General features: G+C 68.3%; 22 protein-coding genes. 12 read left to right on the top strand and 10 right to left on the bottom strand.

Annotated elements, in window-relative coordinates; translation table 11 throughout:
* Positions 1-34 precede the first annotated feature (34 nt).
* Complete coding sequence (locus tag AC6I21_RS12240; protein ID WP_246049567.1) at positions 35-424, top strand: MarR family winged helix-turn-helix transcriptional regulator; 390 nt, start codon at positions 35-37, stop codon at positions 422-424.
* A 147-nt stretch (positions 425-571) separates the two neighbouring features.
* Here the strand turns inward: AC6I21_RS12240 and AC6I21_RS12245 are convergent, their stop codons facing one another.
* From AC6I21_RS12245 to AC6I21_RS12255, 3 genes are read right to left on the bottom strand one after another with little or no spacing between them, the layout of a single operon-like run.
* A complete protein-coding gene (locus tag AC6I21_RS12245; RefSeq protein WP_497762479.1) occupies positions 572-2,476 on the bottom strand; it encodes an SIP domain-containing protein in 1,905 nt (634 codons plus the stop codon).
* A gap of 3 nt (positions 2,477-2,479) precedes the next feature.
* Complete coding sequence (locus AC6I21_RS12250; RefSeq protein ID WP_138926738.1) at positions 2,480-3,529, bottom strand: FecCD family ABC transporter permease; 1,050 nt, start codon at positions 3,527-3,529, stop codon at positions 2,480-2,482.
* Positions 3,526-4,563: a FecCD family ABC transporter permease gene (locus AC6I21_RS12255; protein WP_138926739.1), complete on the bottom strand. Its 1,038-nt coding sequence runs from the start codon at positions 4,561-4,563 to the stop codon at positions 3,526-3,528. The genes AC6I21_RS12250 and AC6I21_RS12255 overlap by 4 nt, the downstream gene beginning before the upstream one ends.
* 20 nt (positions 4,564-4,583) lie before the next feature.
* Between AC6I21_RS12255 and AC6I21_RS12260 the strand changes: the two genes are divergently transcribed.
* A complete protein-coding gene (locus tag AC6I21_RS12260; RefSeq protein ID WP_138926740.1) occupies positions 4,584-5,378 on the top strand; it encodes an MBL fold metallo-hydrolase in 795 nt (264 codons plus the stop codon).
* Between the two features lie 14 nt (positions 5,379-5,392).
* Here AC6I21_RS12260 and AC6I21_RS12265 read toward each other — a convergent pair whose 3' ends face one another.
* The 3 genes from AC6I21_RS12265 to AC6I21_RS12275 form a co-directional block, all read right to left on the bottom strand.
* Positions 5,393-6,433: an ABC transporter substrate-binding protein gene (locus AC6I21_RS12265; protein ID WP_138176551.1), complete on the bottom strand. Its 1,041-nt coding sequence runs from the start codon at positions 6,431-6,433 to the stop codon at positions 5,393-5,395.
* A gap of 305 nt (positions 6,434-6,738) precedes the next feature.
* Positions 6,739-8,091, bottom strand: coding sequence for an FtsX-like permease family protein (locus AC6I21_RS12270; protein ID WP_138176549.1), 1,353 nt, complete (start codon positions 8,089-8,091; stop codon positions 6,739-6,741).
* The gene (locus tag AC6I21_RS12275) at positions 8,091-8,813 is read right to left on the bottom strand and encodes an ABC transporter ATP-binding protein (protein ID WP_497762480.1); all 723 of its coding nucleotides are present in this window, start codon (positions 8,811-8,813) and stop codon (positions 8,091-8,093) included. The genes AC6I21_RS12270 and AC6I21_RS12275 overlap by 1 nt, the downstream gene beginning before the upstream one ends.
* 128 nt (positions 8,814-8,941) lie before the next feature.
* On the opposite strand from AC6I21_RS12275, the gene AC6I21_RS12280 reads away from it, so the two are divergent.
* Together AC6I21_RS12280 and AC6I21_RS12285 are read left to right on the top strand one after the other, a co-directional pair.
* On the top strand, positions 8,942-9,199 hold the full coding sequence (locus AC6I21_RS12280) for a thioredoxin (RefSeq protein WP_138926743.1): 258 nt from the start codon (positions 8,942-8,944) through the stop codon (positions 9,197-9,199).
* Between the two features lie 105 nt (positions 9,200-9,304).
* On the top strand, positions 9,305-9,973 hold the full coding sequence (locus tag AC6I21_RS12285) for a YqaJ viral recombinase family protein (protein WP_391495684.1): 669 nt from the start codon (positions 9,305-9,307) through the stop codon (positions 9,971-9,973).
* Between the two features lie 160 nt (positions 9,974-10,133).
* Here the strand turns inward: AC6I21_RS12285 and AC6I21_RS12290 are convergent, their stop codons facing one another.
* Positions 10,134-11,237 carry a mechanosensitive ion channel family protein gene (locus AC6I21_RS12290; RefSeq protein ID WP_497762481.1) on the bottom strand — a complete coding sequence of 368 codons (1,104 nt, stop codon included), beginning with the start codon at positions 11,235-11,237 and terminating at the stop codon, positions 10,134-10,136.
* Positions 11,238-11,454: 217 nt separating this feature from the next.
* Between AC6I21_RS12290 and AC6I21_RS12295 the strand changes: the two genes are divergently transcribed.
* The 3 genes from AC6I21_RS12295 (at position 11,455) to AC6I21_RS12305 (ending at position 14,729) form a co-directional block, all read left to right on the top strand.
* Positions 11,455-12,018, top strand: coding sequence for an AMIN-like domain-containing (lipo)protein (locus AC6I21_RS12295; RefSeq protein WP_138176541.1), 564 nt, complete (start codon positions 11,455-11,457; stop codon positions 12,016-12,018).
* A gap of 137 nt (positions 12,019-12,155) precedes the next feature.
* Complete coding sequence (locus AC6I21_RS12300) at positions 12,156-13,169, top strand: PhzF family phenazine biosynthesis protein (RefSeq protein WP_346922626.1); 1,014 nt, start codon at positions 12,156-12,158, stop codon at positions 13,167-13,169.
* Positions 13,170-13,214: 45 nt separating this feature from the next.
* Entirely contained in the window at positions 13,215-14,729 is a 1,515-nt protein-coding gene (locus AC6I21_RS12305; RefSeq protein WP_497762482.1) for an MFS transporter, read from the top strand.
* A gap of 152 nt (positions 14,730-14,881) precedes the next feature.
* On the opposite strand, the gene AC6I21_RS12310 is transcribed toward AC6I21_RS12305, so the two are convergent.
* A complete protein-coding gene (locus AC6I21_RS12310) occupies positions 14,882-15,322 on the bottom strand; it encodes a DoxX family membrane protein (RefSeq protein WP_497762483.1) in 441 nt (146 codons plus the stop codon).
* Between the two features lie 252 nt (positions 15,323-15,574).
* On the opposite strand from AC6I21_RS12310, the gene AC6I21_RS12315 reads away from it, so the two are divergent.
* Positions 15,575-16,264: a TetR/AcrR family transcriptional regulator gene (locus AC6I21_RS12315; protein ID WP_138176535.1), complete on the top strand. Its 690-nt coding sequence runs from the start codon at positions 15,575-15,577 to the stop codon at positions 16,262-16,264.
* Between the two features lie 114 nt (positions 16,265-16,378).
* On the top strand, positions 16,379-17,608 hold the full coding sequence (locus tag AC6I21_RS12320; RefSeq protein WP_138176533.1) for an acyl-CoA dehydrogenase family protein: 1,230 nt from the start codon (positions 16,379-16,381) through the stop codon (positions 17,606-17,608).
* 104 nt (positions 17,609-17,712) lie between these two features.
* Here the strand turns inward: AC6I21_RS12320 and hrpB are convergent, their stop codons facing one another.
* Entirely contained in the window at positions 17,713-20,292 is a 2,580-nt protein-coding gene (gene hrpB / locus AC6I21_RS12325) for an ATP-dependent helicase HrpB (RefSeq protein ID WP_497762484.1), read from the bottom strand.
* A gap of 6 nt (positions 20,293-20,298) precedes the next feature.
* On the bottom strand, positions 20,299-21,081 hold the full coding sequence (locus tag AC6I21_RS12330) for an alpha/beta fold hydrolase (protein WP_497762485.1): 783 nt from the start codon (positions 21,079-21,081) through the stop codon (positions 20,299-20,301).
* A gap of 681 nt (positions 21,082-21,762) precedes the next feature.
* Between AC6I21_RS12330 and mgrA the strand changes: the two genes are divergently transcribed.
* From mgrA to AC6I21_RS12345, 3 genes are all read left to right on the top strand, one after another.
* Positions 21,763-22,824 (top strand): L-glyceraldehyde 3-phosphate reductase, encoded by a 1,062-nt coding sequence (gene mgrA, locus AC6I21_RS12335; protein ID WP_246049572.1) that lies wholly within the window; start codon positions 21,763-21,765, stop codon positions 22,822-22,824.
* A gap of 242 nt (positions 22,825-23,066) precedes the next feature.
* Complete coding sequence (locus AC6I21_RS12340; RefSeq protein ID WP_138926749.1) at positions 23,067-24,449, top strand: NAD-dependent succinate-semialdehyde dehydrogenase; 1,383 nt, start codon at positions 23,067-23,069, stop codon at positions 24,447-24,449.
* Positions 24,450-24,829: 380 nt separating this feature from the next.
* Positions 24,830-26,137: an ISL3 family transposase gene (locus AC6I21_RS12345; protein WP_138926834.1), complete on the top strand. Its 1,308-nt coding sequence runs from the start codon at positions 24,830-24,832 to the stop codon at positions 26,135-26,137.
* Positions 26,138-26,151 lie beyond the last annotated feature (14 nt).

The following is a 26,151-nucleotide window of genomic DNA, read 5'->3' on the forward strand; positions in this document are numbered from 1 at the left end:
CTTGGCCTCCCTCTTCCACCGTGCGGCCCGGTCTGTGAGGCGGCAGACACGCCTGGCCCTGGACCCGCACGGCATCACCCCGCACCAGTCCCGGGCGATGATGCTGCTCGCGCGCGCCAGCCAGGGTGGGGATGGCCCCGGCGGGCTGCGCAATTCCCAACTGGCCGAACAGCTGCGCATCGCGCCGCGCTCGGCCACCGAGGTGGTTGACCAGCTGCAGGACAAGCAGCTGGTGCGCCGCACCCAGGACCCGGCCGACCGCCGTGCCTGGCTGATCAGCCTGACCCCGGCCGGCGCGGAACTGAGCGCCGTGCTGCGCGAGGACCGCCGCGTGCAGATGAACGACTTCTTCGCCCGGCTGGACCCGGCGGACCAGGCCCAGCTGGCCCGGATCCTCACCGCGCTGATTGACGACGACTGCTAGGCACGCCCCTTGGCGCAGCGCAGCGCACCGCACCGCACCGCATCCGCGCCGGGTTCGGGTTAACGACCGCGGGGCAGGAGCGCGGAACATCCGCACTCCTGCCCCGGCAGCAACTCCGTCTGGCGTCGAAAAAGGGAGGGTGGCAGCCTAGTTTTCGGTCTTCCCCTCGCGCCAGTAGCCCATGAAGGCCACCTGCTTGCGGTCGATGCCAACGTCCTTGACCAGGTAGCGGCGCAGCGTCTTGACCGCGGAGGCCTCCCCGGCGATCCACGCGTAGAACGGCCCGGCCGAGCCGCCGCCGGTTTCCCACAGGATCGTCGAATCGATGTCCACGTCCTCCGGGTCGGCGTTGGTGTGCACCACCCCCGCCGCGGGGATCGCCACCGCCTCCCGCACGGCGGACTCCAACAGCTTGCCGTGCGGCTGGGTGCCGCGGGTCAGCCACTGCACCGACACCCCGGAGGCGGTCGTGGTGCCCAGGATGTCCCCGGCCTCCGGGACCTCGATGAACGCATCGCCGGTCACCGTGGAGGGCAGCGCCTCCAGGATCGAGCAGATCGCCGGCGCGGCGGTCTCATCGCCCACCAGCAGCACGCGGGTGGCGTTGCCGGGCCGGAATTCGATGCCGCCGTAGCTGGCGTCGTTCAGCGCCTTGTTCGGCCCCAGCAGGAGCATCCGGTCCCCGAGCTTCGCCCCGGCGCCCCATTCGGTGGCCGGCCCGCCCTGCAGGTGCCCGTCCACGTAGCGTCCGTGCAGCACGAAGTCGATGTCCAGTTCCGGCCAGTCCCCGCTTTGGTTGTCGCGGTGCCCGGCGTCGCGGAAGGCGCGCACCGTGTAGGTGCGCATCACCCCGCGCTCCTGCGGGTCGATCGCCAGCCAGCGCTGGTACCAGCCGGCCTGCTCGGCGGGGCTGGTCAGCCCGGCCGGGCGCATCGCGGCCAGCTCCTGGGGCAGCATGCCGGCCTTGTTGGTGGCCAGCAGCAGCTTGATGCGCATGTCCAGCGGGTGGCTGTTGGTGCCAAAGTGCTCCAGGTCCGGGCCGGCCAGGGTGATGCGCCGGAAGGAGTGGGAGATGTTCTCGGCGCGCACCACCTCGGTCTCAAACGCCAGGGTCGGGCAGTGCTCGGCGCTGGGCCGCAGCTCGGCGGAGAGCTCCTGCCGCCCCGCCGGGGTCCGCGGCTGCTTCGCCGGCTGCTCGGTGACCTCCGGGGTGGAGATGTCCCGGCGCACGATCCCGTTCGCGGCCAGCAGGCTTTCGGCGCGCAGCACCCGGTGCTTGCCGATGGGCAGCACCAGCGGGGTGCCGGCCACCGGGTCGGGGATGACCCGCGAGGGCATCCCGAACACCTCCTTGACGGTTTTCTCGGTGACCACCACGCTGGGGTGCCCGGAGGCGAAGACCTTCCCGTCCTTCAGCGCCACCAGGTGGTCGGCGTAGCGGGCGGCCAGATTCAGATCGTGCAGCACGATCACCACGGTGATCCCGCGGGTGCGGTTCAGCTCGGCGATCACGTCCAGCACCTCGAGCTGGTGGGCGATGTCCAGGTAGGTGGTCGGCTCATCCAGCAGCAGCAGCCCGGTTTCCTGGGCCAGCGCCATCGCGATCCACACGCGCTGGCGCTGCCCGCCGGAGAGCTCATCGACCGGGCGTTCGGACAGCTCCGAGGTGCGGGTCAGCTCCATGGCCCGGGCCACGGCGGCCTCGTCCTCCGCGGAGAAGCGCTTGAACCAGCCCTGGTGCGGGTAGCGGCCGCGGCTGATCAGCTCGCGCACGGTGATCCCGTCCGGGGCGTTGGGGGTCTGCGGCAGCAGCCCCAGCTTCTTGGCCACCTCCCGCGCCGGGCGGGTGTGGATGTCCGAGCCGTCCAGCAGCACCTGGCCCTGGGCGGGCTTGAGCAGCCGGGCCAGCGCGCGCAGCAGCGTGGACTTTCCGCAGCCGTTGGCGCCGACCACCATGGTCACTTCCCCGGTGGGGATTTCCAGTGAGAGTTCATCGACGATGGTGACCTTGTCGTAGGCCAGCGTCAGGCCTGTGGCCCGCAGATCGGCCATGGGTTATCCCCCGTTTCCAGTTGAGTTGGCACGCACCAGGACCCATAGCAGGAACGGTGCGCCGAATGCTCCGGTGATCACGCCCACCGGCAGGGACACTTGCGCAAAGAGGTTCGCGGCCGCGAAGTTCGCCACCACGACGATCACCGCGCCGGTCAGGGCTGATAATCCAATGTTAATGGCCGATCGGGTCAGCGCGGCACTGATCGGCCCGGCCAGGAAGGCGACGAAGGCCAGCGGGCCGGTGACAGCCACCGGGATCGCGCCCATCGCCACCGCGGTGAACACCAGCAGCGCGCGGGCCGCCGGAACGTTCAGCCCCAGTGCCGCGGCGGTGTCCTCCCCCAGCTCCAGCAGCTTCAGCTGGCGCACCACCACCGGCACCAGCACCAGGCCCACCACCCCCAGCCCGAGGCCCAGCACCGTCGCCGCATCCCAGGTGGCGGCGGACAGCGAGCCGGTCAGCCAGCGGATCGCGTCCCCGGCGGTGTTCAGCTGGGCCTGGGTGAGCAGGTACTGGATCACCGCCTGCAGCATCGCCCCGATCGCCAGCCCGGCCAGGATCAGCCGCGGGCCGGTGCGGGTGCCGGAGGCCGAGAGCCAGTAGATCACCGCCGCCACCCCCAGCCCGCCGGCCAGGGCGGCGGCGTTCATCGCCCAGCCGTTGACCCCGAAGTACACCATCGCCACGATCGCCGCGGCCGCCGCACCGTATCCGACGCCGATCACGTCGGGGCTGGCCAGCGGGTTGCCCAGCCAGCGCTGGAACAGGGCGCCGCTGACCCCGAAACCGGCCCCGGCCAGCGCCCCGACCACCAGGCGGGGCAGGCGGTCCTCCATCACGATGAACGAGGTGCCCGGCACGCTTTGCCCGCCCAGCACGGCCAGCACCTCGCCGGGGTCCAGGGCCTCGCGCCCCCAGAACAGGTAGGCGGCGGCGCCGCCCAGCAGCGCCAGCACCAGCCACAGGGCGCTGGCCGCTGCCCGGGTGCGCCGCGGGGCGCGTTCGGCCAGGGCGGCGGTGACCCGGGATTTTGAGGTTGGCAGGTTCACAGGCTCACCGCCTTCATGCCGCGGCGCATCAGCGCGATGAACAGCGGCGCGCCAACCAGCGCGCACATCACCCCGGCCTGCACTTCCCCCGGCGGGGCGATCAGCCGTCCAAGCACGTCGGCGGCGAGCATCAGCACCGGCCCGGCCAGCAGGCACCCCGGCATCAGCCAGCGGTAGTCCGAACCGATCAGCAGGCGCACCGCATGCGGGATGATCAGCCCGACGAACGCGATCGGCCCGGCCACCGCGGTGGCGGTCCCGGCCAGCAGCACGATCCCGATCGACCCCAGCAGCCGCATCCGGCCCAGGTTGAAGCCCAGCGCGGTCGCGGTCTGCTCGCCCATCGCCACCGCATTGGAGACCCGGGCGGTGCCCAGCACGATGAGGCAGCCCAGCAGCACCACCGGCAGGGCGGTGAGGTAGGTGTCCACCCCGCGCGCGGCCAGGGTGCCGATCTGCCAGAACCGGAATTCGTCCAGCGCGGCCCGGGAAATCATCAGCAGCGCGTTGGTCACCGCGGTCAGCCCCACCGCCAGGGCGGCGCCGGCCAACGCCAGCTTGATCGGGGTGGCGCCCTCCCGCCCGATGGAGGCGACCAGGTAGACCAGGGTCATCACCGCCGCGGCCCCGGCAAACGCGGCCAGCATCATCCCGCCCAGGCCCAGCGAGCCGAACAGCGCGATCGAGGCGACCACCGCCAGCGCGGCGCCGGCGTTCAGCCCCAGGATCCCGGGGTCGGCCAGCGGGTTGCGGGTCAGCCCCTGCATCCCGGCCCCGGCCAGCCCCAGCGCCGCGCCGGTGACCAGGGCCCCGACGGTGCGCGCAATGCGCGAATGCACCACCGCATGTTCCGGGTTGGCCGCGTCATAATCGGCCAGGGTGCCCAGCACCGAGGCCAACGGCACCGGCCGGGCCCCCAACGCCAGGGAGGCGCCCACGCCCAGGATGAGCAGCAGCAGCAGGCCCAGGCACACCCCGAGCTTGCGCCCGGGGCGGATCGCGGTGCTGCGCGTTGTACTTTCGATCGCGCTCATTGCTTCCTACACTCGTTGCTATGAAAGATCTTGCCAGTCCCACCATTCTGGGCCCCGGGCTCGCCGTGCTGCGGGCCGCGAACCCCTCGCAGATGACCCTGGAGGGCACCAACAGCTACCTGCTCTTCGACGTCCACGCCACGCTGGGCTCCGGCAGCCCCGTGGTGCTCATCGATCCGGGCCCGGACCTGGAGGAGCACCTGGCCGCGTTGGCCGCCCACCGGGTGGTGCTGGTGCTGATCACCCACCGGCATGCCGATCACACCGGCGGGATCGACCGGCTGCACCGGCTGACCAACGCCCCGGTGCGCGCGCTGCTGCCCGAGCACTGCCGCGACGCCGCGCCGCTGTCGGACCGGGAGGTCATCGACGCGGCCGGGGTGCGGCTGCAGGTGCTCACCACGCCGGGGCACACCTCCGATTCGGTGTGCTTCCTCCGCCAGGACGCGCCGGGGCTGTTCACCGGGGACACGATCCTGGGCCGGGGCACCACCATCCTGGAGCACCCGGACGGCACACTGGTGGACTACCTGGATTCGCTGCAGCGCCTGGCCGGGTTGCCGGACCTGCCGCTGCATCCAGCCCACGGGCCGCAGCATGCCGGGTCGCACGCGCTGATCGCCGCCTACCGGCAGCACCGCGAACAGCGCCTGGAGCAGGTGCGTGCCGGGTTGCGCGCATTGGGCAAGGCCGGGGCCCACGCCACGCCCGCTGAACTGCTGGACCTGGTGTACCCCGACCTTGATCCGCGCCTTGTCGGCGCGGCAACCCATTCGCTTGAGGCGCAACTGCACTACCTGGCGATCAACTCCTAGCCGCAAACGCGGCGCTACTTGGCCTCGGCGGCCTTCTGGGCGGCGTCGGCCAGCTTCGGCACGACGTTGTCGATGGCCCAGGACAGGGACAGCGGGGAGGCCGCGGAGACCGAAAGCACCTGCTGGTCGTTCTCCATGGCCACCAGCCCGCCGGTCTTGGAGGCCGGGATCTGGGCGAAGAGCTCGTTGCTCTTCAGCGCGTCCTGCACGGTGGTGCCCGAGGCAACCGAGGCGAAGAAGATGTCGGACTTCAGCTCATTGGCCTTCTCCGGGGACCATTCGAAGTAGAAGGAGCCTTCCGGGGTGTTCTGGGTGACCACTTCGGCCTGCTTCATGCCCAGCGAGGTCAGGAAGCGCGGGCGGTTGTCCTCCCCGGCGTACAGGCTGATGGTCTTGGGCTGGGACAAATCCCCGGCGATGAAGCTGGTGTCCTTGAAGACCGGGTACTTCTCGGCCTGCCCGGCCAACTCACCTTCCAGGTCCTCGATCAGCTGCTGCGCCTGCTCGTCCTTGCCCAGCAGCTCGCCGGCCGCTTCGGTGGTCTGCTGCCAGCTGGTCAGGTAGTTGGCCTCGATCGGCCCCACGGTCGGAGCGATCTTGGACAGCTTGTCGTACTCCTCCTTGGTCAACCCGGAGTACGCAGCGAAGATGGCCTGCGGCTTGGCCTGGGCGATCGCCTCGAAGTCGATCCCGTCGGCGACGGAGAACTGCGTCGGCGCGTTCTCGGAGCCGATCTGCGCGCCCAGCTCCTTGAGCTTGGCGTCCTTCCAGTCGGTCGAGTTATTGGCGTTCTGCCCCCAGATGTCGCTGTCCATGCCGACCGGAACGGTGTCCAGGGCCAGCAGGGCGTCGGCATTGACCCAGGAGATCGTGGCGATGTCCTCGGGCACCTGGTCGAAGGTGGTTTCCCCATAGATGTGCTCGATGGTGATCGGGCCGGAGGCGGCAGCGCTGCTCTGCTGCGCCTCCTTCGCGGTGTCCGCGGCGCAGCCGGTCAGGGCCAGCGCGGTGGCGGCCGCCGCGGCGACCAGGGTATGACGACGAGTTAGTTTCATCTTGTTTCCATCTGCAGTAGCAAGGGACCAAAAACCGGCCAAGGTTGGTTAGGCAAACCATACCTGGACCGGATGCAACATTACGCGGTGCCGCATTCATTAGGCAACACGCGTCAACTGTAATTCAGGCCACAGCTTCGAGTGGGTTTCCGCCATCCCCGGTTTTCCGGTGCGGTGCGGCCACCGGCGCGGATGAACAAATATTGCGCCCCAACCCGGAACCGCCCCGCCAGACGTTAAGGGAACGGGTCGGCGGCAGCCCGATGCCCGCCGCCGACCCGTTCCGGGCCTGCCCGGTGCCCGCCCTATTCGGCGAGCGCGTGGATCCCCCCGCGCTCCCCGGCCGAAAGCAGGCGTTGCGGGGCGGCAACGGAAATCGCCAGGCGGACCAGCAGCAGCCCGGCGCCGGTCGCCCCGACGCAGACGGTCAGCACGGTCAGCGGCTGCATGATCAGGGCCATTCCGGCCAGCGGGAACACCAGGACCAGGGAGGCCAGCCCAAACCCGATGGCCGCGGTGAGGGTGGGGATCATGACCGACTTCACCCGGGCCCGGTTCATCAGCTCGTAGGGCATGCCCAGCCGGTTCAGCCCGTGGTACAGGTCCGCCCGGTCCAGGGTGGCGGCGGCCTGGGTGATCGTGCTGGAGGCGGCCACGCAGATGAAGCTCACCGCCAGGGTCAGCAGCACCCCGCTCAGCACGTCCTTGCCCAGGTGCTGCTCCCATCCGGCGCTGCCGGTGTCCCCGGTCAGCTGCATCATCGCCGCGCCGGTGCCGCCGACCACGGCGATGAAGGCGGCCATCGCCACCCCGGAGACCTGGCGCCAGGCCTGCTGCGGGGATTCCAGGATCATCCGGGCCGCCAGCAGTTGCGCCCCGTCCTGGGCCTTGCGCAGCTTGGCACGGCCCACCATGGCCACCAGCCACGGGCCGACCAGGTTCATCACGCCCAGCCCCATTCCCATGCCGAGCACCAGGATCACCAGCATCGTAGCCAGATCCCGGGCGATGACATCCAGGTAGGTGAACACGTTGTACAGCACCACCAGCACGCCCAGGGCGATCAGGGCGCGCACCCAGCGGGGCTTGGGGGTCAGTGCGCGGCGGCGCACGGCCAGCGGGGTGATCACCAGTTTGCGCAGCCCGATCAGTGAGCTGATCACCGAAAGCACCGCCACCGCCAGCAGCACCCCGACCACCACCAGCGCGGAGGCGTAGACCGCGTTGCCCAGCGCCCGGCCCTGGAAGTGGATCAGCCCCACCAGCGGGGCCAGCAGGTAATACAGCCCCACGCCCAGCACCGCGCCGGCCATCGCCGCGGCCACCGCCTGCAGCACGCTGATCCATCGCACCTGCCCACCGGTGGCGCCCATCAGGCGCAGCGAGGACAGGGCCCGGTCGTGGCTGCGCGCCGAGAGCTGGGCCGCGGCCCGTCCAAGCACCAGCAACGGGATGATCAGCAGCATGACCGCCAGTGCGGCCAGGGACAGGTAGGTGCCCTGGGCCTCGGCCGGCAGCTGGCGGAATGCCAGCGCTCCACCGACCACGGTGAGCACCAGGGCGGTGACCACCGCGTAGCTGGTGATCGTCAGCAGCAGGGGCCCGCGCCGCCCGCTGGTGCGCCGCCCCAGCAGCCAGGCCAGATACAGCGAGTTCATCAGCGCAACACCCCGTCGGCCTGGCCGAAGAGCGAATCGCTGGCGATCCGCCCGTCGAGCAGGCGCACCACGCGGTCGCAGCGGGAGGCGACCTGTTCGTCATGGGTGACCATCACCAGGGTCTTGCCTTCGGCGACGGTGCCGGCAAAGAGCGCGTCCAGCACCTCGGCCCCGGTGGCCGAATCCAGCGCACCGGTGGGCTCATCGGCGAAGATCAGCTGGGCGCCGGTGACCTGGGCGCGGGCGATCGCCACGCGCTGCGCCTGCCCGCCGGACAGTTCACCGATCCGCCGCTGCTCCATGCCGGCCAGCCCCATCCGGACCAGCGCCTGGCGGCCCAGTTCGATGGCCCGCTGGCGCGGGGTGGAGTTGATCAGCAGGGCCATCGCCACGTTCTCCTCCGCGGTCAGCTCCGGGATCAGCAGCCCGGACTGGAAGACGAAGCCGAACGCCTCACGGCGCAGCTTCGAGCGCTGCCCCTCCCCCAGGCCGGTGATTTCCACCGGGGCCCGGCCGGGCAGAGCCAGGGTGACGGACCCGGAGTTCGGGGCCTCGATCCCGGCCAGGGTGTGCAGCAGGGTGGACTTCCCGGATCCGGAGGGCCCCATGATGGCCAGGGAGCCTCCGCGCGCCACGTCCAGGTCCACCCCGTCCAGGGCGGTGGTCGAACCGTAGCGGCGGGTCAAGGCCCGGGCACTGAGAACAGCAGTATTTTCAAGCATGATCCCAGCTTTCCAGCCGCACACCCACCGCGTCCTCGGCCGAGCGGGCGAAAAACGCCGCCCGTTTTCTCCTACCGTGGTAGCACTCACGGCGGGCCGGGCCAACGCCCGGGTATGCTGGGCGCACCATGGTTTTGGAACTCTACACCCAGCCGTTTTGTGCCCCCTGCGTCCGTGCCCGCCAGGTGGTGCGCCGGGTGGCGGAGCTGGTCCCGGCGCTGGAGGTGCGCGAGGTCGACGTGGTGGCCCAATGGCAGCTGGGCCGGGAACTGGGGATCAGTTCCACCCCGGTGATCCGGCTGCTGGATGAGGACCGCCAGCTGCTGCGCGCCGAATCGGTGCCCACCGTGAACCAGCTGCTGGCAGCGGTCGCCGAGCACCTCTAGGTCCGGCGCTGGCCCGCCGGTGTGACGCATCCCGGATCCCGGGTGGTGCGACTCGCACCCCGCCGAAGCCGGGTTTCGACCCCCGGATGGGGAACAATGGGACGGGTGAGTGTTGCTTCTTCCCTTGGTTCGCCGGTCGGGTCCCCTGCGGGGCATGAGTGCTTCCAGCGGGTGCTGGCCGATTCGTCGAACCGCATTGAATGGCTGCGGGCCCGCTCACAGGGCATTACCGCCACCGACGTGGCCAAGCTGTCCACCGAACGCTCCATCAAGTCCGCGGCCTGGGACAAGCTGTACGGTTCCGGTTTTTCCGGCAACCCCTACACCGAGCACGGCCGGCGCCGCGAGCCGGTGATCGCCAACTGGGTGCTGGAGAACTTCAACATCTTCCCCTCCAGCCAGCTGTTCCATTCCCGGGAGAACCGCCTGCACCTGGCCACCCCGGACGGGCTGGGCTTCGATGCCCAGGGCACCCCGGTGCTGGCTGAAATCAAGACCACGAACAAGCCCTTCAACCGGGTTCCGCGCCACTACCTGCGCCAGATCCTGTGGCAGCAGTACGTGATCGGCGCCGAACGCACCCTGTTCGTGTGGGAACAGCACGAGAACTTCGTCCCGCTGAACGCGGTGCCCGAATTCCGTTGGGTTGAGCGCGATGACACCATGATCGCGGACCTGATCGCCAAGGCAGGGTCGCTGATCGACGAGCTGCGCCGCCGCACCCTGCGCCAGCAGCAGCTCGACGACTACGGTCCGGCCGCCCTGCGCCTCTAGGCGTCCTGCTTCCGCCGCTACCCCCTGCGCCGGACCCTGCCCTTAACGAACAGCGGCGCACCCACGCTCTGCCGCCCAGGGCTGCACGGGCGTTAAAGAGCGACGGCGCCGGCAGCACAGGCTGCGGGCGCCGTCCTCAGCTGCGGCCGGCCGGATGCGGCTAGAAGCCGATCTCGGGCTGGATCCGCGGGTCGGGCAGGCTTTCGGGGTAGTCGGCCACCAGCTCCGCGAGCAGCTTTTCGCGCACCATGTTGCGCAGGTCCCACAGGTCGCCGGCGTTGCGGGCCGATAAATAGATGGTCACGGTCTGCAGCCCGCCGACCGCGTCGGTCACGACCAGGGAGTTGCTGCGCCCGTCCCACAGATCCGAGGACTCCAGCAGTTCGGTGGTGCGCTTGCGCAGGTAGTCCACCGGGGCGTTCCACTTCAGCTCCAGCACCACATTGCCGCTGATCTCGGTGGAGCGCCGCGACCAGTTCTCAAACGGCGTGGTGGTGAAGTAGGTGGAGGGCAGGATCATGCGCCGCCCATCCAGCAGCAGGACCACCACGTAGCTCAGGGTGATCTCCTCCACCGAGCCGCGTTCGCCTTCCACCACGATGGTGTCGCCCACGCGGATCGAGTCGGTGAAGGCCACCTGCATGCCGGCAAAAACATTGGACAGCGGGGTCTGCACCGCCAGGCCGACGACCACCGACATCAGGCCGGCGGAGGCCAGAATACCGGCGCCCAGCGCCCTGACCTGTTCGATTGTCAGCAGGATCGCGGCGACCGCCAGCACCACCAGGATCGCGGCCAGCACCCGGCGCAGCAGCCCGATCTGGGTTTCCACCTTCGCCAGCTTGCGTCCGGTGCCGATCTTCTTCTGCAACCGCTCCAGCATGAAGTTCTCGATCCCCTTGGACAGGCGGATCAGGAACCAGGTGACGCAGGTGACCAGCACGACCAGCCAGGCGAACTGCCAGAACTGGTATCCGGTCTGGTCCCGGCGCAGTGCCAGCAGTGCGCTCTTGACCACAATTGCGGCCAGGGCGCCGAAGAACGGCAGCCGGGTGGCGGCAATGTCGTTGGACATGGTCTGGCTGCGGTGGAAAATCCGGGTGAACGCGAAGCTGAGCACGAAGGTCAGGACCGCCGCCAGCAGTAACCCGACCGCGATCACCGCCCAGAATCGCAACGATTCGGGTAGGAACCCGGAGGCTTCGACAACGTCGGTGACTTTGCTTTCGAGGTCTTCAATCGGTGCAGTAGGACTGGGAAGCATGTTCACAGCATGTCACAGTCGGCTTTAACGTTGCTGGGCGACATCCGAATGTACGCCCAGCGTGGAACCGCGCAAAGTTCCTAGGTATCGAACCGATACCGTTTGGGCGCCGAATCCAACAGTCCCTTGTTTTCGTGGGGCACACCACCTGTACTGGTTTCATGGATCACTGTGCTGTGGTCCAGGCGCTCAAACAGAAGGGAAGCCGGTGAGGGCAATGCGCCGCAAGAAGCTCGGATTAGCCGCGGCAATAATAGCAACAGGACTCATGACAGTGGCACCATCGGCCACTGCAGTATCGGTGCCGGCAGCGTCGCCGGCCACCGCATGCGCCACCGTCTACTGGGGATCGCTGACCAAGACGGTGTCCACCCATGCACGATCCACCAGCGTTGACGATGTGCGTACCGGACGCCACGCCTGCTTCGACCGCCTGGTCATTGACCTGACGGGCAAGAAGACCGGGTACACCGTCAAGTACGTCAACGCGCTCTACGCCCCGGGCAGCGGCAAGAAGGTCACGCTGCGCGGCGGGGCCACGCTGTCCATCACGGTCAACGCCCCGGCCTACAACTCCAAGGGGCAGCCGACCTACAACCCGGGGGCGACGATCCGCTCCCTGGACTACACCACCTTCCGGCAGCTGGCCTACCTGGGCAGCTTCGAAGGCCAAACCGACTGGGGCCTGTCCACCCGGGCCCGGCTGCCGATGCGGGCCTTCACGCTGGATGGACCGGGCACCGGTTCACGGCTGGTGATCGATGTCGCCCACCATTGGTAGGCAGCCTGTAGGCCGTCACCCGGCGGCTGTCAGTTTGCCCCTCCGGCCCGCGGGCCGGCAACGCTAAGGGTCAGCCGGTGTCATGCGCCCACTTCAGTGCGTAACACCGGCTGACCCGCGCGCACGGATGTGCCACCATGCAATATATGAACCCCGTCTTCGCCTATCAGCAGGTTGATGTGTTCGCGCCCACCGCCTTCAGCGGCAACGGGCTGGCCGTGGTCTTCGACGCCGATGAGCTGGACACCGAGGCGATGCAGAGCTTCGCACGGTGGATGAACCAGTCCGAAACCGTTTTCTTCATTGCCCCCACCGAGCCGGGGGCCGACTACTCCATCCGGATCTTCACCCCCAGCACGGAGCTGCCCTTCGCCGGGCACCCCACCCTGGGTGCCGCCCAGGCCTGGCTGGAGGCCGGCGGGCAGCCGGCCCGCGACGAGCACCTGATCCAACAGTGCGCCGCGGGCCTGATCGAGGTGCGCGTCGAGCGGGAGGCCGGGGCGAAGCACCTGCGCCGCCTTTCCTTCCTGGCCCCGCCGCTGACGCGCAGCGGGCCCGTGGAGGACGATGTGCTGCAGTGGGCGATCAGCGGGCTGGGGATCAGCCCGAAGGACGTGCTCGCCCACCAGTGGCTGGTCAACGGGCCGAACCATGTGGGGCTGCTGCTGCGCGATGCAGACGTGGTGCTGGGCATCGAACCGGACTACCCCGCCCTGGAGGGCCTGGAGCTGGGGGTGATCGGCCCCTACACCTCCTCCAGCGTCACCTTTGGTTCCTGGCAGCCGCGCGGCAGCGTGCTGCCCCGCGTGTCCGGAACCCGGGAGGAGCTGCGCCCGCTGGATGCCTCGGACCGCTACCGTTCCGAGGAGCGCTTCGGCTCGGTGGTGCTGCAGCCTCCGGCCGACTTCGAGGCCCGCTCCTTCGTGCCCAGCGAGGCGATCCAGGAGGACCCGGCCACCGGCTCGCTGAACGCCGGATTCGGGCAGTGGCTGACCGAGGCGGCCCTGGCCCCGCAGCGCTACACCGTCCGCCAGGGCACCCGGGTGGGGCGCTCGGCGATCCTGCACGTGGAAAACGACGGTACCGGCATCTGGGTGGGCGGGGATGTGGTCACCCGGATCTGCGGCAACGTGGAATTCCCCTCACCCTAGGCCCAGGGAACGGCATGCCGGGCCGCAGGGGTCTAAGCTTGGCAGGTGACTTCCCCCGAATTTGACTCCAAGGCCGCGTGGCGGGCGCTATGGGCGCTGGTCATCGGCTTCTTCATGATCCTGCTGGACACCACGATCGTGTCCATGGCGATGCCGGCCATCATGGGGGCGCTGCACGCGGATTTGACCGCGATCATCTGGGTGAACAGCGCCTACCTGCTCACCTTTGCAGTGCCGCTGCTGATTACCGGGCGCCTGGGTGACCGCTTCGGCCCGCGCAACATCTACCTGATTGGCCTGGTGCTGTTCACCGGCGCCTCGGCCTGGTGCGGGCTTTCCCCCAGCATCGGCTCGCTGATTGCCGCCCGCGCCGTGCAGGGCTTCGGCGCGGCGATGATGTCCCCGCAGTCGATGACGATGATCACCCGGCTCTTCCCCTACCGTCACCGTGGCGCGGCCATGGGTGTGTGGGGCGCGGTGGCCGGGGTGGCCTCGCTGGTGGGCCCGATCGCCGGCGGGCTGCTGGTGGACACCCTGGGCTGGGAGTGGATCTTCTTCATCAACCTGCCCGTGGGCGTGCTGACCTTCATCCTGGTGATGCGCTGGGTGCCCAAGCTCCAGCCGCACTCGCCGACCTTCGACACGCTGGGCGTGATCCTCTCCGCGGCGGCCATGTTCGCCCTGGTCTACGGCATCCAGGAGGGGGATTCCACCAACTGGGAACCGTTCATCGGGCCGATCGGCTCGGTGCACCTGATCATTGCCGGGCTGGTGCTCTTCGCGGCGTTCATCTGGTGGCAGTCGCGCACCGCCAAGGAACCGCTGGTGCCGCTGGGCCTCTTCCGCGACCGGAACTTCTCCCTGGCGAACCTGGGCATCAGCTTCATGGGCCTGGCCATCACCACGCTGAGCCTGCCGATGATCTTCTACCTGCAGTCGGTGCGCGAACTGAGCCCCACCCAGGCGGCGCTGCTGATGTCACCGATGGCGGTCGTCTCGGCCGTGTGCGCACCGTGGGTGGGCAAGCGCGTGACCGCCCACGACCCGCGCAAGTTCGCGATCCCGGGCTTCGCACTGTTCGGCGGGGGCATCGTCAGCTACGCGTTCCTGATGCACGCCGACACCCCACTGTGGGTGCTGCTGCTTCCACCGGTGCTGCAGGGGCTGGGTTCGGCCATGATCTGGCCGTCGCTGTCGCTGACCGCCACCCGCGACCTGGGCCCGGCCAACGCCGGGGCCGGTTCCGGGGTGTACAACACGACCCGGCAGATCGGTGCGGTGCTCGGCTCGGCGCTGATCGCGGTGATGATGCAGTCGCGCATCTCGGCGCAGGTGCAGTCCCAGGCCGGCCCGGACGCCCCGCTGCCCGATGTCTCCGGGGAGCTGACCCCGGGCGCGGTGCTGCCCGACTTCCTGCATGAGCCGATCTCGGTGGGCCTGGGGCAGGCAATGCTGCTGCCCGGGCTGGTGGCCCTGGCCGCCATCCTGGTGGTCGTCTTCTTCCGCGGTCGCCCGGCGGAGCAGCCGCAGCAGGCCAAGCAGCCGGTCCAGCAGGACTAGGCGCAGACGCAAAAACCGCGGTGTTGGCATGACCGAAACTGGTCCTGCCAACACCGCGGTTTTGCTTAAGCCACCCCGAACCACCGCGCCCGCCCCGGCCGGGACGGACATCGGCGATGGCGGGGCACCCGGTGGGTACGGCCCCGAAAAGCCTACTTGCTGTTGTTCTTCTTCTTTTGCTGCCGGTAGGAGCGGCGCCCGAAGATCAGGGCGACGGCGATTCCGGCCAGCCACACGTCCTTGGCCAGGGTGCCGCCCTCGGCGGTGGGGCGGATGCCGTCCGATTCGGTCAGCCCCGGGGTGCGCAGGTACATGCTGAGCATGACTCCGGAGAAGCCGGCCAGCCCCAGTCCGGCCAGGCGGGAGGGAACCAGTGGCAGCAGCAGCGCAGAGCCCAGCGAGATCTCGGTGGCGGAGACCGCCTTGCCGAACGCTGCCGGTTCCATGTTGCCCAGCTGCGGCACGCCGTTGGAGGCCATCTGCTGCAGCCCGGCGGCGCTTTCCTCATCCAGGCGCAGCTTGTTGATGCCGCTGTTGAGGATGTACGCACCGCTGACCAGACGTAGTGCGGCATTTGCAATTGAGATACCCATCGATCCTCACTTCTTTCGTTTCAGGTCGTGCTTCGGGCCGATGACCACACCATGGTGCGGCGCATCATGTTGTTTAGCCTAATCACGGCGGCGGCCTATCACAATCTCAACGCGGCCCCACACTGGCAGATCCCAGCTTCGGCCCAGCGCCCCGTCCCACTGCGAAGCTGGGGCACCGCCGTCGTGGCCGGGGTGGTGCGCCCGGTTCGGACGGGGCGGGAAACCGCGGAAACATGCTAGATTCAACAAATCATGATCACTTCTTCCGCCGTGCCCGTTGCCGCCCTCGAACTGCTGATCGACCAGGGATTTGACGCCACCAGCGTCGATGAGCTGGCCAACGCCGCCGGCATGTCCCGTTCCACGTTTTTCCGCCGTTTCGGTTCCAAGGAGAATATGGTCTTCGCGGACCAGGAAATGATCATCACCCATCTGCAGACGGTGCTGGGCACCAGTTCGGCCCCGACCATGCAGGCGCTGACCGAGGCGGTGTCGGTCGTGTTTGACCAGTACACCGCCAATCCCCCGGCAGCGGAACTGCGCCACCAGCTGCTGCAGGAGGTGCCCGCGCTGCGTGACCGCGAGCTGGTTTCCACCCACCGCTTCGAACGGGCCTTTAACGACTATCTGCGCGCCAAGGGATTGTTTGCCGCACCCGGGGAGCGTTCCCTGCGCCTGGGGCTGAGCGCGGCCCTGGTCTCGATCCACAACGATCACCTGCGCACCTGGCTGCGCGACCACGCGGCGACCGGCCGTGATGAGCTGGCCGCGGACGTGCGCCGCTTCCTGAGCCGCTTTGCCGACCTCATTTCCCCGGAGCAGGCCGAGACGGCTCCCGGGCAGCGCACCACCGTGGTGGTTTCCGTGATCAACCCCGGCGGCGACCAGCAGGCCGTGCTGGATGAGGTGGCCCAGGCGCTGAAGCAGGCCGGCGGGATCTGAACCGCGCCGCCGAGGGCGGCAGAAGAAGATCTGACACAAAGTTTCTTGACATGAAACTGAGTTCCATTAGGCTGGTGGACGAGAGATTCACCTTCGCCGATGGAGCAACCTGCCATGACCCAAGAAACCACCTACGAATTCCCCACCGGTGTCACCGAGCCGGACTACGAGCTGTGGACCACCGACGTGGAGATCGATCCCACCGGCGTCTTCGAGGACCTTGAGCCCGAGGACCGGGCCTGGTGGGACAAGGCCCGCGCCTTCACCCTGGATGAGGTGCGCCCGGTCGCGCACGAATACTGGGAGACCGCCGACTACCCGCTGCACCTGGTCAAGAAGTTGGGCGACGCCGACCTGCTGCGCGACGGGCAGACCCCCAAGGGGTACGCCCCGATGAGCGCCATGGCCGCCGGGCTGGTGAACATGGAGCTGCACCGCGGCGACGGCTCGGTGGGCACCATTGTGGGCGTGCAGGCCGGGTTGGCACTGCGTTCCATCCTGCAGTGCGGCAGCCCCGAGCAGATCGAAAAGTTCGGCGTGCCGATGCTGCGCGGGGAACTGCCCGGCGCCTTCGCCCTGACCGAACCCACCCACGGTTCGGACTCGGTGTCCCTGGAAACCCGGGCCACCCGGGTGGAGGGCGGCTACGTGCTCAACGGCGAGAAGAAGTGGATCGGCAACGGCTCGGTCGGCGGGATCAGCGTGGTCTGGGCCCGCGATGACGAGGGCAAGGTGCGCGGGTTGCTGGTGGACCAGCAGTCCGCGGGCTACACCGCGACCACGATCAAGAACAAGCTGTCGCTGCGCGCCATCTGGCAGGCGCACATCCGCCTGGAGAACGTGTTTGTTCCCGATGAGATGGTCCTGCCCGGCGCGAACAGCTTCAAGGACACCGCCGCGGTGCTCTTCGCCACCCGCCTGGGCGTGGCCTGGGCGGCGGTTGGGCATGCGACCGCCTGCTATGAATCCGCGGTGGCCTACGCCAAGCAGCGCGTGCAGTTCGGCCGCCCGCTGGCCGCCTCCCAGGTGGTGCAGGAGCGACTGGCGCGCATGCAGTCCGAGCTGGCGACCATCCAGCTGCTGGCCGTGCAGTCCACCCGCCGCGAAATGGCGGGCAAGCTCACCGGCCCGGCCGCCTCGCTGGCCAAGTACACCGCCACCCGCACCGCCCGTTCGATCGCGGCGAACGCTCGGGACCTGTTGGGCGGCAACGGCATCCTGACCGACAACCGGGTGGCCCGCCACTTCGCGGACATGGAGGCGCTGCACACCTATGAGGGCACCGAAACGGTGCAGGCGCTGATCATGGGCCGGGAGATCACCGGCATCTCCGCCTTCGCCTAAGACCAGGCCTTCGGCGACCCCGTGGCACCAGTGATCCCCGCCAGCTGCACCCAACTGGCGGGGATCACCCGTTCCAGGCGGCCGCAAGCACTGCCCGCCGGCACCTAGCGCAACCGGTTCTTGGTTTTTGCGGTGGCCACGTGCTCCCAGGGGTTTTCCGGCCACGGATGCTTTGGATAGCGCCCGCGCATCTCGGCGCGCACCTGTCGGTACGGGCCATCCCAGAAACTGCGCAGGTCATCGGTGACCGCCAGGGGCCGGCCGGCCGGGGAAAGCAGGTGGAACTGGATCGGCACCTGCCCGTGCAGCAGCCGCGGCGTTTGGGCCAGCCCGAAGCATTCCTGCAGCTTCACCGCCGCCACCACCCGGCCCTGCGCCTTGCCCGGCTCGGGGTACTGCAGGGCGATGCGCGAGCCGCTGGGAACCTGCAGCCGCTCGGGCAGCAGCTCATCCAGGTCATGGGCGTGCTGCCAGGGAATCAACGAGCGCAGCGCCTGGGCCAAGTCGACCTTTGCCGCCGCGGTCCCCCGGGCCATCTGCAGCAGCCCCTCCTGCAGCCACTCATCAGCCCGCTGCAGCAACGCCGGTTCATCCATGGCCGTGAACGGTTCGCCCAGTTCCCGGTGCGCCAGCGCCAGGCGGGCGCGCAGCGCCTGGAACTTCGGCTGCTGCCCGAAAATCCCCAGGCCCTCGGCCTGCAGCGCCCGCAGCACCGCGGCCCCGGCCTGCTCGGCGGTGGGTTTGACCGGGCGGGTTGAAAGCTCGATGGCGCCCAGCAGCTGTACCTGCCGCGCGCTCACCTTCCCGGCCGTGAACTCGGCCCGGGTCTGCACCCGGTGCATCTGCGGCAGCAGTTCCAGCAGCAGCTCCAACTCGATCCCGGCGGCGGAGCGGATCACCGCCCCGGCCCCGGCGCGGGCCACATCGGCGATGGCCAGGAACTCATGCCCGTGCAGCGGGCTGTGGCGCGGCAGGCTGGCCCGGGTGCCCGAGGCCAGCAGATACTCGTCCCCGGCCACCAGCCGTCCCACCCACTGCGGGTAGGCCAGGGCCATCACCCCGGCCAGCGCCGCGGATTCCGCGCCCGCCCCCGGGGTGGGCGCAACCTCGGCCGGGGCCTGCTGCCGGCGCAGCAGCTGGGCAAAGCGCCGGGTTTCGGCGGCCCAGGGGCCGTGGCCAGGATGCCCGCCCCGGCGCAGTTCGCGCAACAGCGCCCCGGCATCGGCGCCGCCGGCCCGTTCGGTGCCGCTGAGCATGGCCACCGCCTCGGCGGCCGCGCGGGGCCCGAAGCGCCGTGCCCCTTCCAGCAGGGCGCGGGCCAGCCGCGGGTCGGCCGGCACCTGCACCAGGCGCTGCCCGGCAGGGGTCAGCTGCCCGGTCTCGTCGATCGCGCCCAGTGAGCGCAGCACGGATTCGGCATCATCCAACGCGGCGGCCGGAGGCTGCTGCCACAACTCCAGCCCCTCCCCGCGCGGGGTCCCCCACGCCGCCAGGTACAGCGCCGCCTGGGTCAGCTCCGCGGTGGCGATCTGCGGGCTGGTGAAGGCCGGGGCGGCGGCGAAGGAACGCTGATCCAGGGTGCGCACCACCCGGCCGGGCTCCAGGCGTCCGGCACGGCCGGCCCGCTGGGTGGCCGAGGCGCGGCTGGCCACCACGGTGACCAGCCCGCTCATCCCGCGCACTGCGTCCCGCCGCGGTTCCCGGGCGTACCCGGCGTCCACCACCAGGTTCACCCGCGGCACCGTGAGGGAGGATTCGGCGATCGGGGTGGAAATGATGATCCGCGGCCGCGCCGCGGGGCCCGGGTCCTGCAGGATCGCATCCTGCGCCGCGGCCTCGACCTGCCCGTGCAGGGCCAGGACCTCAAAGCGCGGATCGCCGGCCGCCAGCGCCCGCACCCGCTCCACCTCCCCGGCCCCGGGCACGAACACCAGGGTGTCCCGGGCCGGGCCCTGGGCGGTGTTGCGGGCGGTCTGCTCGACGGCGGTGGCCGCCACGTGGTCCAGGTAGCCGCGCTCCAGCCCGCGTTCGGCGTTGCGGGTGCCGCTGTAGGAACAGAATTCCTCGGCGACCGGATGCTGGATGCCGGACCCGGAAATGATCCCGGCCGCTGCCCCGCGCCCCAGATAGCCGGCCAGGTCCTCGGCGTGCAGGGTTGCGCTCATCACCAGCAGGGCCAGGTCATCGCGCAGCTGGTTGACCTGGTTGAGCATCGCCAGCACCAGGTCGGTTTCAATGGAGCGCTCATGGACCTCATCGACGATCACCGCGCCCACCGAGGCCAGGTCCGGGTCGGCCAGCAGCCGGCGCAGCAGCAGCCCGGCGGTGACGAACTCAATGCGGGTGCGCGGACCGCTCAGGCTTTGCCCGCGCACCGAGAAGCCGATCCGCTCCCCCAGTTCGCTGCCGTCCAGCTGGGCCAGGCGGCGGGCCGCGGCCCGTGCCGCCATCCGGCGCGGCTGGGTGACGATCACCCGTCCGCCCAACCCTGCGGCGGCCAGGGCGTTGGCCACGGTGGGCGGCACGATCGTGGTCTTGCCGGAGCCCGGCGGGGCCTGGATGACCAGCGGGGCATCCACCGCGTCGCCCAGGCGTCGGCTGATTTGGGTGTGCGCCGGGCCGAAGGCAAGGCCCCGGCCGATCGCGGCAAGGTCAAAGGGGGCGCTGGCGCGGTTCACCATCATCGGCTCCTACCGGTCGTGGCGGTCCAGGAACTGTGCAATCTGGGTGGCTCCCGGTTCGATCGGGAACAGGGTGCTGCCGTGGGTGCGGTCGACCAGCGGCACCAGCCGGGCGTGGGGCATGGTGCGGGCCATCACCTTGTTGTGTTCAAAGCGCGGCTGGTCGCGGGTTCCGGCCAGCAGCAGGGTCGGCACCCGTAGGGCGCGCAGCTGCTCCAGTTCCAGGCGCTGCAGGGTTTCGGCGGCCTCGAAGTAGGCGGCCAGGGCCAGCGGGTCGTTGGCCAGGAACGCCATCCGGGTCGCCGGGTCCAGGCGCCCCTGCCCGCTGACGAAGCCCTCGATGTCCCCGGCGCGCAGGACCTGGAGGTAGCCCTCGAAGAACAGCCCGTCGATCTCGCCGCTTTCAATCGCGTAGGTTCCGCCCAGCATGCTCAGGCTAAGCACCCGTTCGGGCTGCTGCAGTGCGATCGACAGGGCGGTGCGGCTGCCAAAGGAGTACCCCAGCAGGTGGGCCCGCTCGATACCCAGGGAATCCATCACGGCCAGCACGTCCCCGGTGATCAGCTCCATGGTGTAGGACTCGGTCCGGTGCGGCTTGCCGGACTTGCCGTGCCCGCGCAGGTCGATGCGGATGTTGCGGCGTCCGGCCCCCACCGTCTTGGTGTAGCCCAGGCCGCGCCAAATGGAGCGGGAGAGTGCTGAACCGTGCAGGTAGACGACGGCCTCGCCCGCGGCGCGGTCATCGTCGAAGAAGATCTCGGTTCCGTCGGCTGGATTCGTGATGCTGGGCATGTCTCGATTAAAACCCAGTGCGGGCGGCGCCGCCCAATCCTGGGCGGCGCTGCTTCCGCCTGCCACCGGCGGGCAGGGGCCGATCCCTCGACAACCCGGACGAAAAGTAGAACACTGAAAGTACCTCAGGATTGCCCGTTAGGGCACCAGCGGAAGGAGGGGCCATGACACAGCAGCCTCAGGAACGAAGCGACGAGGACGTCCGGCACGACCATGATGAGGAACTGGTCGAGGAGTGGGAGGACGAATCCTTTCCCGCCTCGGACCCACCCTCGAACTACTAGCGCCTGGTTGAGCGCCGGGCATCGTCCCGCCCTGGCACCGGGACCAGGGTTGTCCCCGGCCCGGTGCCAACCGGCGCGCACAAAGCATTGCCGCGGCCGGACCCGCCCCGCTCGCGTCACGCTTTCTCTATGTGACCGCTCATTCGACGCACAGCTAATAACAAGAATCGCTTCCTATAGTGGTTATTACCTTCTCAAGGTGCGAGTGATCTAGAAGAACCGATCCGAAGCGGCGTTACCTCCTTGGCCGCCCGGGTCGGTTCTTCATGTTAAGCACCGTGAACCATGGGGCACCGGTGGGTGCGTCGTGGCCCCGATGAATCGGATCCGGCCCTTTTCCTGCCCTAGTCTTGAACTTGTGCAATGGCATCTGCCGCCAAGAAGAGAAAGGTGCACCGTGGAGTACGAGCGCTTCCAACCAGTTGTTGATTCACACCGCCCATGGGTCGCGTCAGAAGACCGCTACGAGCATTTCGGCTACCGCCGCGTCGGCGCCTCCGGGCTGCTGCTGCCGCCGATCTCGCTGGGTCTGTGGTGGAACTTCGGCGACAACCGAACCTTCGACTCCCAGCGTGAAATCCTGCGCCATGCCTTCGACTCGGGCATCAACCACTTCGACCTGGCCAACAACTACGGCCCGCCGGCCGGTTCGGCGGAGGAGAACTTCGGCCGGATGCTGCGCGGGGACTTCCGCCCCTACCGCGATGAACTGATCATCTCCTCCAAGGCCGGCTGGGACATGTGGCAGGGCCCGTTTGGCACATTTGGTTCGCGCAAGTACCTGATGGCCTCCGCCGATGCGTCCCTGGAGCGCCTGGGCGTGGACTACGTGGACGTCTTCTACTCGCACCGCTTTGATCCCAAGACGCCGCTGGAGGAGACCATCGGCGCGCTGGATACCCTCGTGCGCCAGGGCAAGGCCCTCTACGTGGGCATCTCCTCCTACTCGGCCGAACGCACCGCCGAGGCCGCCGCGATCGCCAAGGACCTGGGCACCCCGCTGGTCATTCACCAGCCCTCGTACAACATGCTCAACCCCTGGGTGGAGCACGGTCTGCTGCAAACCCTGGAGCAGGAGCGGATGGGCTCGATCGCGTTCACCCCGTTGGCGCAGGGGCTGCTGACCAACAAGTACCTGGGCACCACCGACGTCGAACGCTCCGGCGGGCGCCGCTCGCTGCAGGACCAGCTGACCGAGGAGAACCTGAAGAAGATCCGCAGCCTGAACGAGCTGGCACAACAGCGTGGCCAGTCGCTGGCGCAGATGGCGATCGCCTGGCTGCTGCGCGACGGCGCGGCCACCTCGGTGCTCATCGGCGCCTCCTCCACGCAGCAGCTGGATGAGAACCTGGCGGCGCTGCAGAACACCGAGTTCACCACCCAGGAGCTGGAGCAGATTTCCACCATCACCCAGGGCGATGCCGGCATCGACTGGTGGAAGAGTTCGGCCATCGGCTAAATCCACACCCCATGCCAGGGCCGGGAGCACCGCTTCCGGCCCTGTTTCACGCTTTGGCGCTACGGTTTCCGAATCGAAAATCTGCTGTACGTACTGAATTCGTAGTAGCTATATTCTCGTACGGACGATATGCTCAGAGGAGAGCTTCGTGACCGGGTTCACAGCCCTCCCGATCGGAGGGTTCGGGCACGGACACGAGCGCCAGCTGACAGTCCATTGCATGCACTATGACAGGAGCGAGAATGAGCGCCCAAACCTATAAGGTCCTGAATCCTGCCACCGGCGAAACGGTCGAGGAATTCCCGGTGGCCACCGATGAGCAGGTGCAGGAGACCCTGAGTGCAGCCTCCTCAGCCTACGAGTCGTGGGGCAAGACCGACATCAACGAGCGCGCCAAGATCGTGCACCGCATCGCCGAGCTGTTCGGCGAGCGTGCCGAGGAGCTGGGCAAGATCATGACCACCGAGATGGGCAAGCCGCTGTCCGAGGCCGTCGGTGAGGCAGAGTTCTGCAAGGACATTTTCGAGTACTTCGCCACCGAGGGCCCGACCCTGGCCGCCGACCAGGAAATCAAGTCGCTCTCCGGCGGCCGCGCGGTCGTGCAGAAGCGTCCGATCGGCCCGCTGCTGGGCATCATGCCGTGGAACTTCCCGCTGTACCAGGTGGCCCGCTTCGCGGCGCCAAACCTGATGCTGGGCAACACCATCATCCTCAAGCACGCCGAGTCCTGCCCGCGCTCCGCGCTGGCCATCCAGGAAATCTTCGACGAGGCCGGAGTACCGGCCGGGGTCTACAACAACCTGTTCGCCACCCACGACCAGATCTCCACCATCATCGAGGACCCGCGTATCCAGGGTGTCTCGCTGACCGGTTCCGAGCGCGCCGGCGCCATCATCGGCGAACAGGCCGGACGCAACCTGAAGAAGGCCGTCCTGGAGCTGGGCGGTTCGGATCCGTTCGTCGTCCTGGACTCGCAGAACATCTCCGACATCGCCGAAACCGCGTGGGGCTTCCGCATCGACAACACCGGCCAGGCCTGCAACTCGAACAAGCGAATGATCGTCATGGAGGACATCTACGACGAGTTCGTCTCCGAGCTGACCAAGCGCGCCGAAGGCCTTCAGCCCGGCGACCCGATGAAGGAAGAGGATGGGACCTTCGCCCCGATGTCTTCCCGCAAGGCGGCCGAGGACCTGCACGAGCAGGTCCAGGACGCCGTCTCCAAGGGTGCCACCCTGCACGCGGGCGGTGTGCTGCACGACGGCCCGGCAGCCTACTACTCCCCCGCCGTGCTCACCGGTGTCACCAAGGACATGCGCGCCTACTACGAGGAGCTCTTCGGGCCGGTTGCCGTGGTCTACAAGGTCTCCAGCGATGAAGAGGCGCTGGAAATGGCCAATGACACCGTCTACGGCCTGGGTGGCTCGGTGCACTCCGAGGACCGGGCACGCGCGGAGAAGGTTGCCATGGGCCTGCAGGCCGGCATGGCCAGCGTGAACGCCGCCAGCGCCGAGGGCGCCGAGATGCCGTTCGGCGGCGTGAAGCGTTCGGGCTTCGGCCGCGAGCTTGGCCCGCTGGGTATGGACGAGTTCGTCAACAAGCGCCTGTACTACATCGGCGAGTAAGCCCTACTCTCCATCTGGGCCTGGGATCCGAGCGCGGTTCCCAGGCCCAGACCTGTTTAACCCGTCCTGTGGGTCCTCCTCGCTTGCCTCAACACGGGTCGCAGGCAGATGCTCTGAGGCTGCAAAGAGGGAAAAACCAGCTTCTTCCGTCGGCGGCGCGATGAAACTACCGCAGCACCGAAGCTTTGCGGTGGGCACCGTCCAGGACGCGAAAGCAGCCGCCGTCAGCGCTCGGAAAGGCGCAAAGTGGCTCTTCGCAATTGAGGGTGTAGGGCAGCACTGCCGCTGATCTGATTTCGGGGCGTGTCGCAGGGCAGTAAAAAGTCGAGGTCTTCACAAGAATGGAAGTTCCTACACAACCTTCTTGAAAGACCCCGACGTTGTCCCATACTACCTTTACCGCCCCGGATCTGACCACGTTCTGCCGGCTGGACGAGCTGGGCCTGACAGCCTGCGGTCAGCGGTTGTTGCCTGAACGTGCCGAGATCCTATGCAAGGTCACCGAAGCGGATCCGTGGTGCCGTAACTGCGGGCAGCCGGGAACGCCTCGTGGCACCGTGGTGCGCCGGCTGGCGCATGAGCCAGTCGGCTGGCGGCCGACCACGCTGGTGATCCGGGTGCGCCGGTACCGGTGTGCTGACTGCGGTACTGTGTGGCGTCAGGACACCAGCCAGGCTGCCGAGCCCCGGGCGAAGATTTCTCGTGGCGGGTTGGGTTGGGCGCTGACCGGGATCGTGTGTCAGCACTTGTCCATGGCCCGGGTTGCTGAGGGGCTGGGCGTGTCCTGGAATACCGCTAATGACGCGGTGTTGGGTCAGGGGCAACGAGTGCTGATCAACAAGCCTGAACGGTTCAACGCAGTAAAAGTCATTGGGGTGGACGAGCACGTATGGCGCCACACCCGTGCTGGAGGCAAATACGTCACCGTGATCATTGACCTGACCCCGGTCACCGAAGGTGCTGGCCCGGCCCGGCTGCTGGACATGGTCCAAGGCCGCTCCAAGGCCGTGTTCAAGTCCTGGCTCGCGAACCGTCCCCAAGAATGGCGGGACGGGATTGAAGTGGTGGCAATGGACGGTTTCAGCGGCTTCAAAACCGCCGCCGCGGAAGAGCTACCGGACGCGGTAGAAGTGATGGATCCCTTCCATGTGGTGCGCTTGGCTTCCGAAGCATTGGATAAGTGCCGTCAGCGGGTGCAGCAAGACACCTGTGGGCACCGTGGCCGCAAGGGTGATCCGCTCTATACGGCACGGCGCACGCTGTTGACCGGGGATGGTTTGCTGACTGAGAAGCAGATTGAACGCCTTGATGCCTTATTTGCTGATCAGCAGCACGAACCGGTGCAATTCACCTGGAACATCTATCAGCGCATCGTGGACGCGTACCGGCAAAAGGAGAAGAGTATCGGCAGGTGGTCGATGGAGCAGGTCATCGAGCTGATCAAAGCAAAAATTCCTACCGGGCTGCCCGAACTGGCGTCCCTGGGCCGCACCCTGAAGCGCCGGGCCGGGGATATCCTGGCTTACTTTGACCGGGCAGGCACCTCGAACGGCCCCACCGAAGCGATCAATGGGAGGTTGGAACACCTGCGCGGCAGCGCTCTGGGGTTCCGGAGCCTAGCGAATTATATTGCCCGTTCGCTCTTGGAATCTGGCGGGTTCAGACCCGTTTTACACCCTGGATTGTGAAGAGCCCGCAAAGT

This window comes from Glutamicibacter sp. St.4D3 (assembly GCF_059728615.1).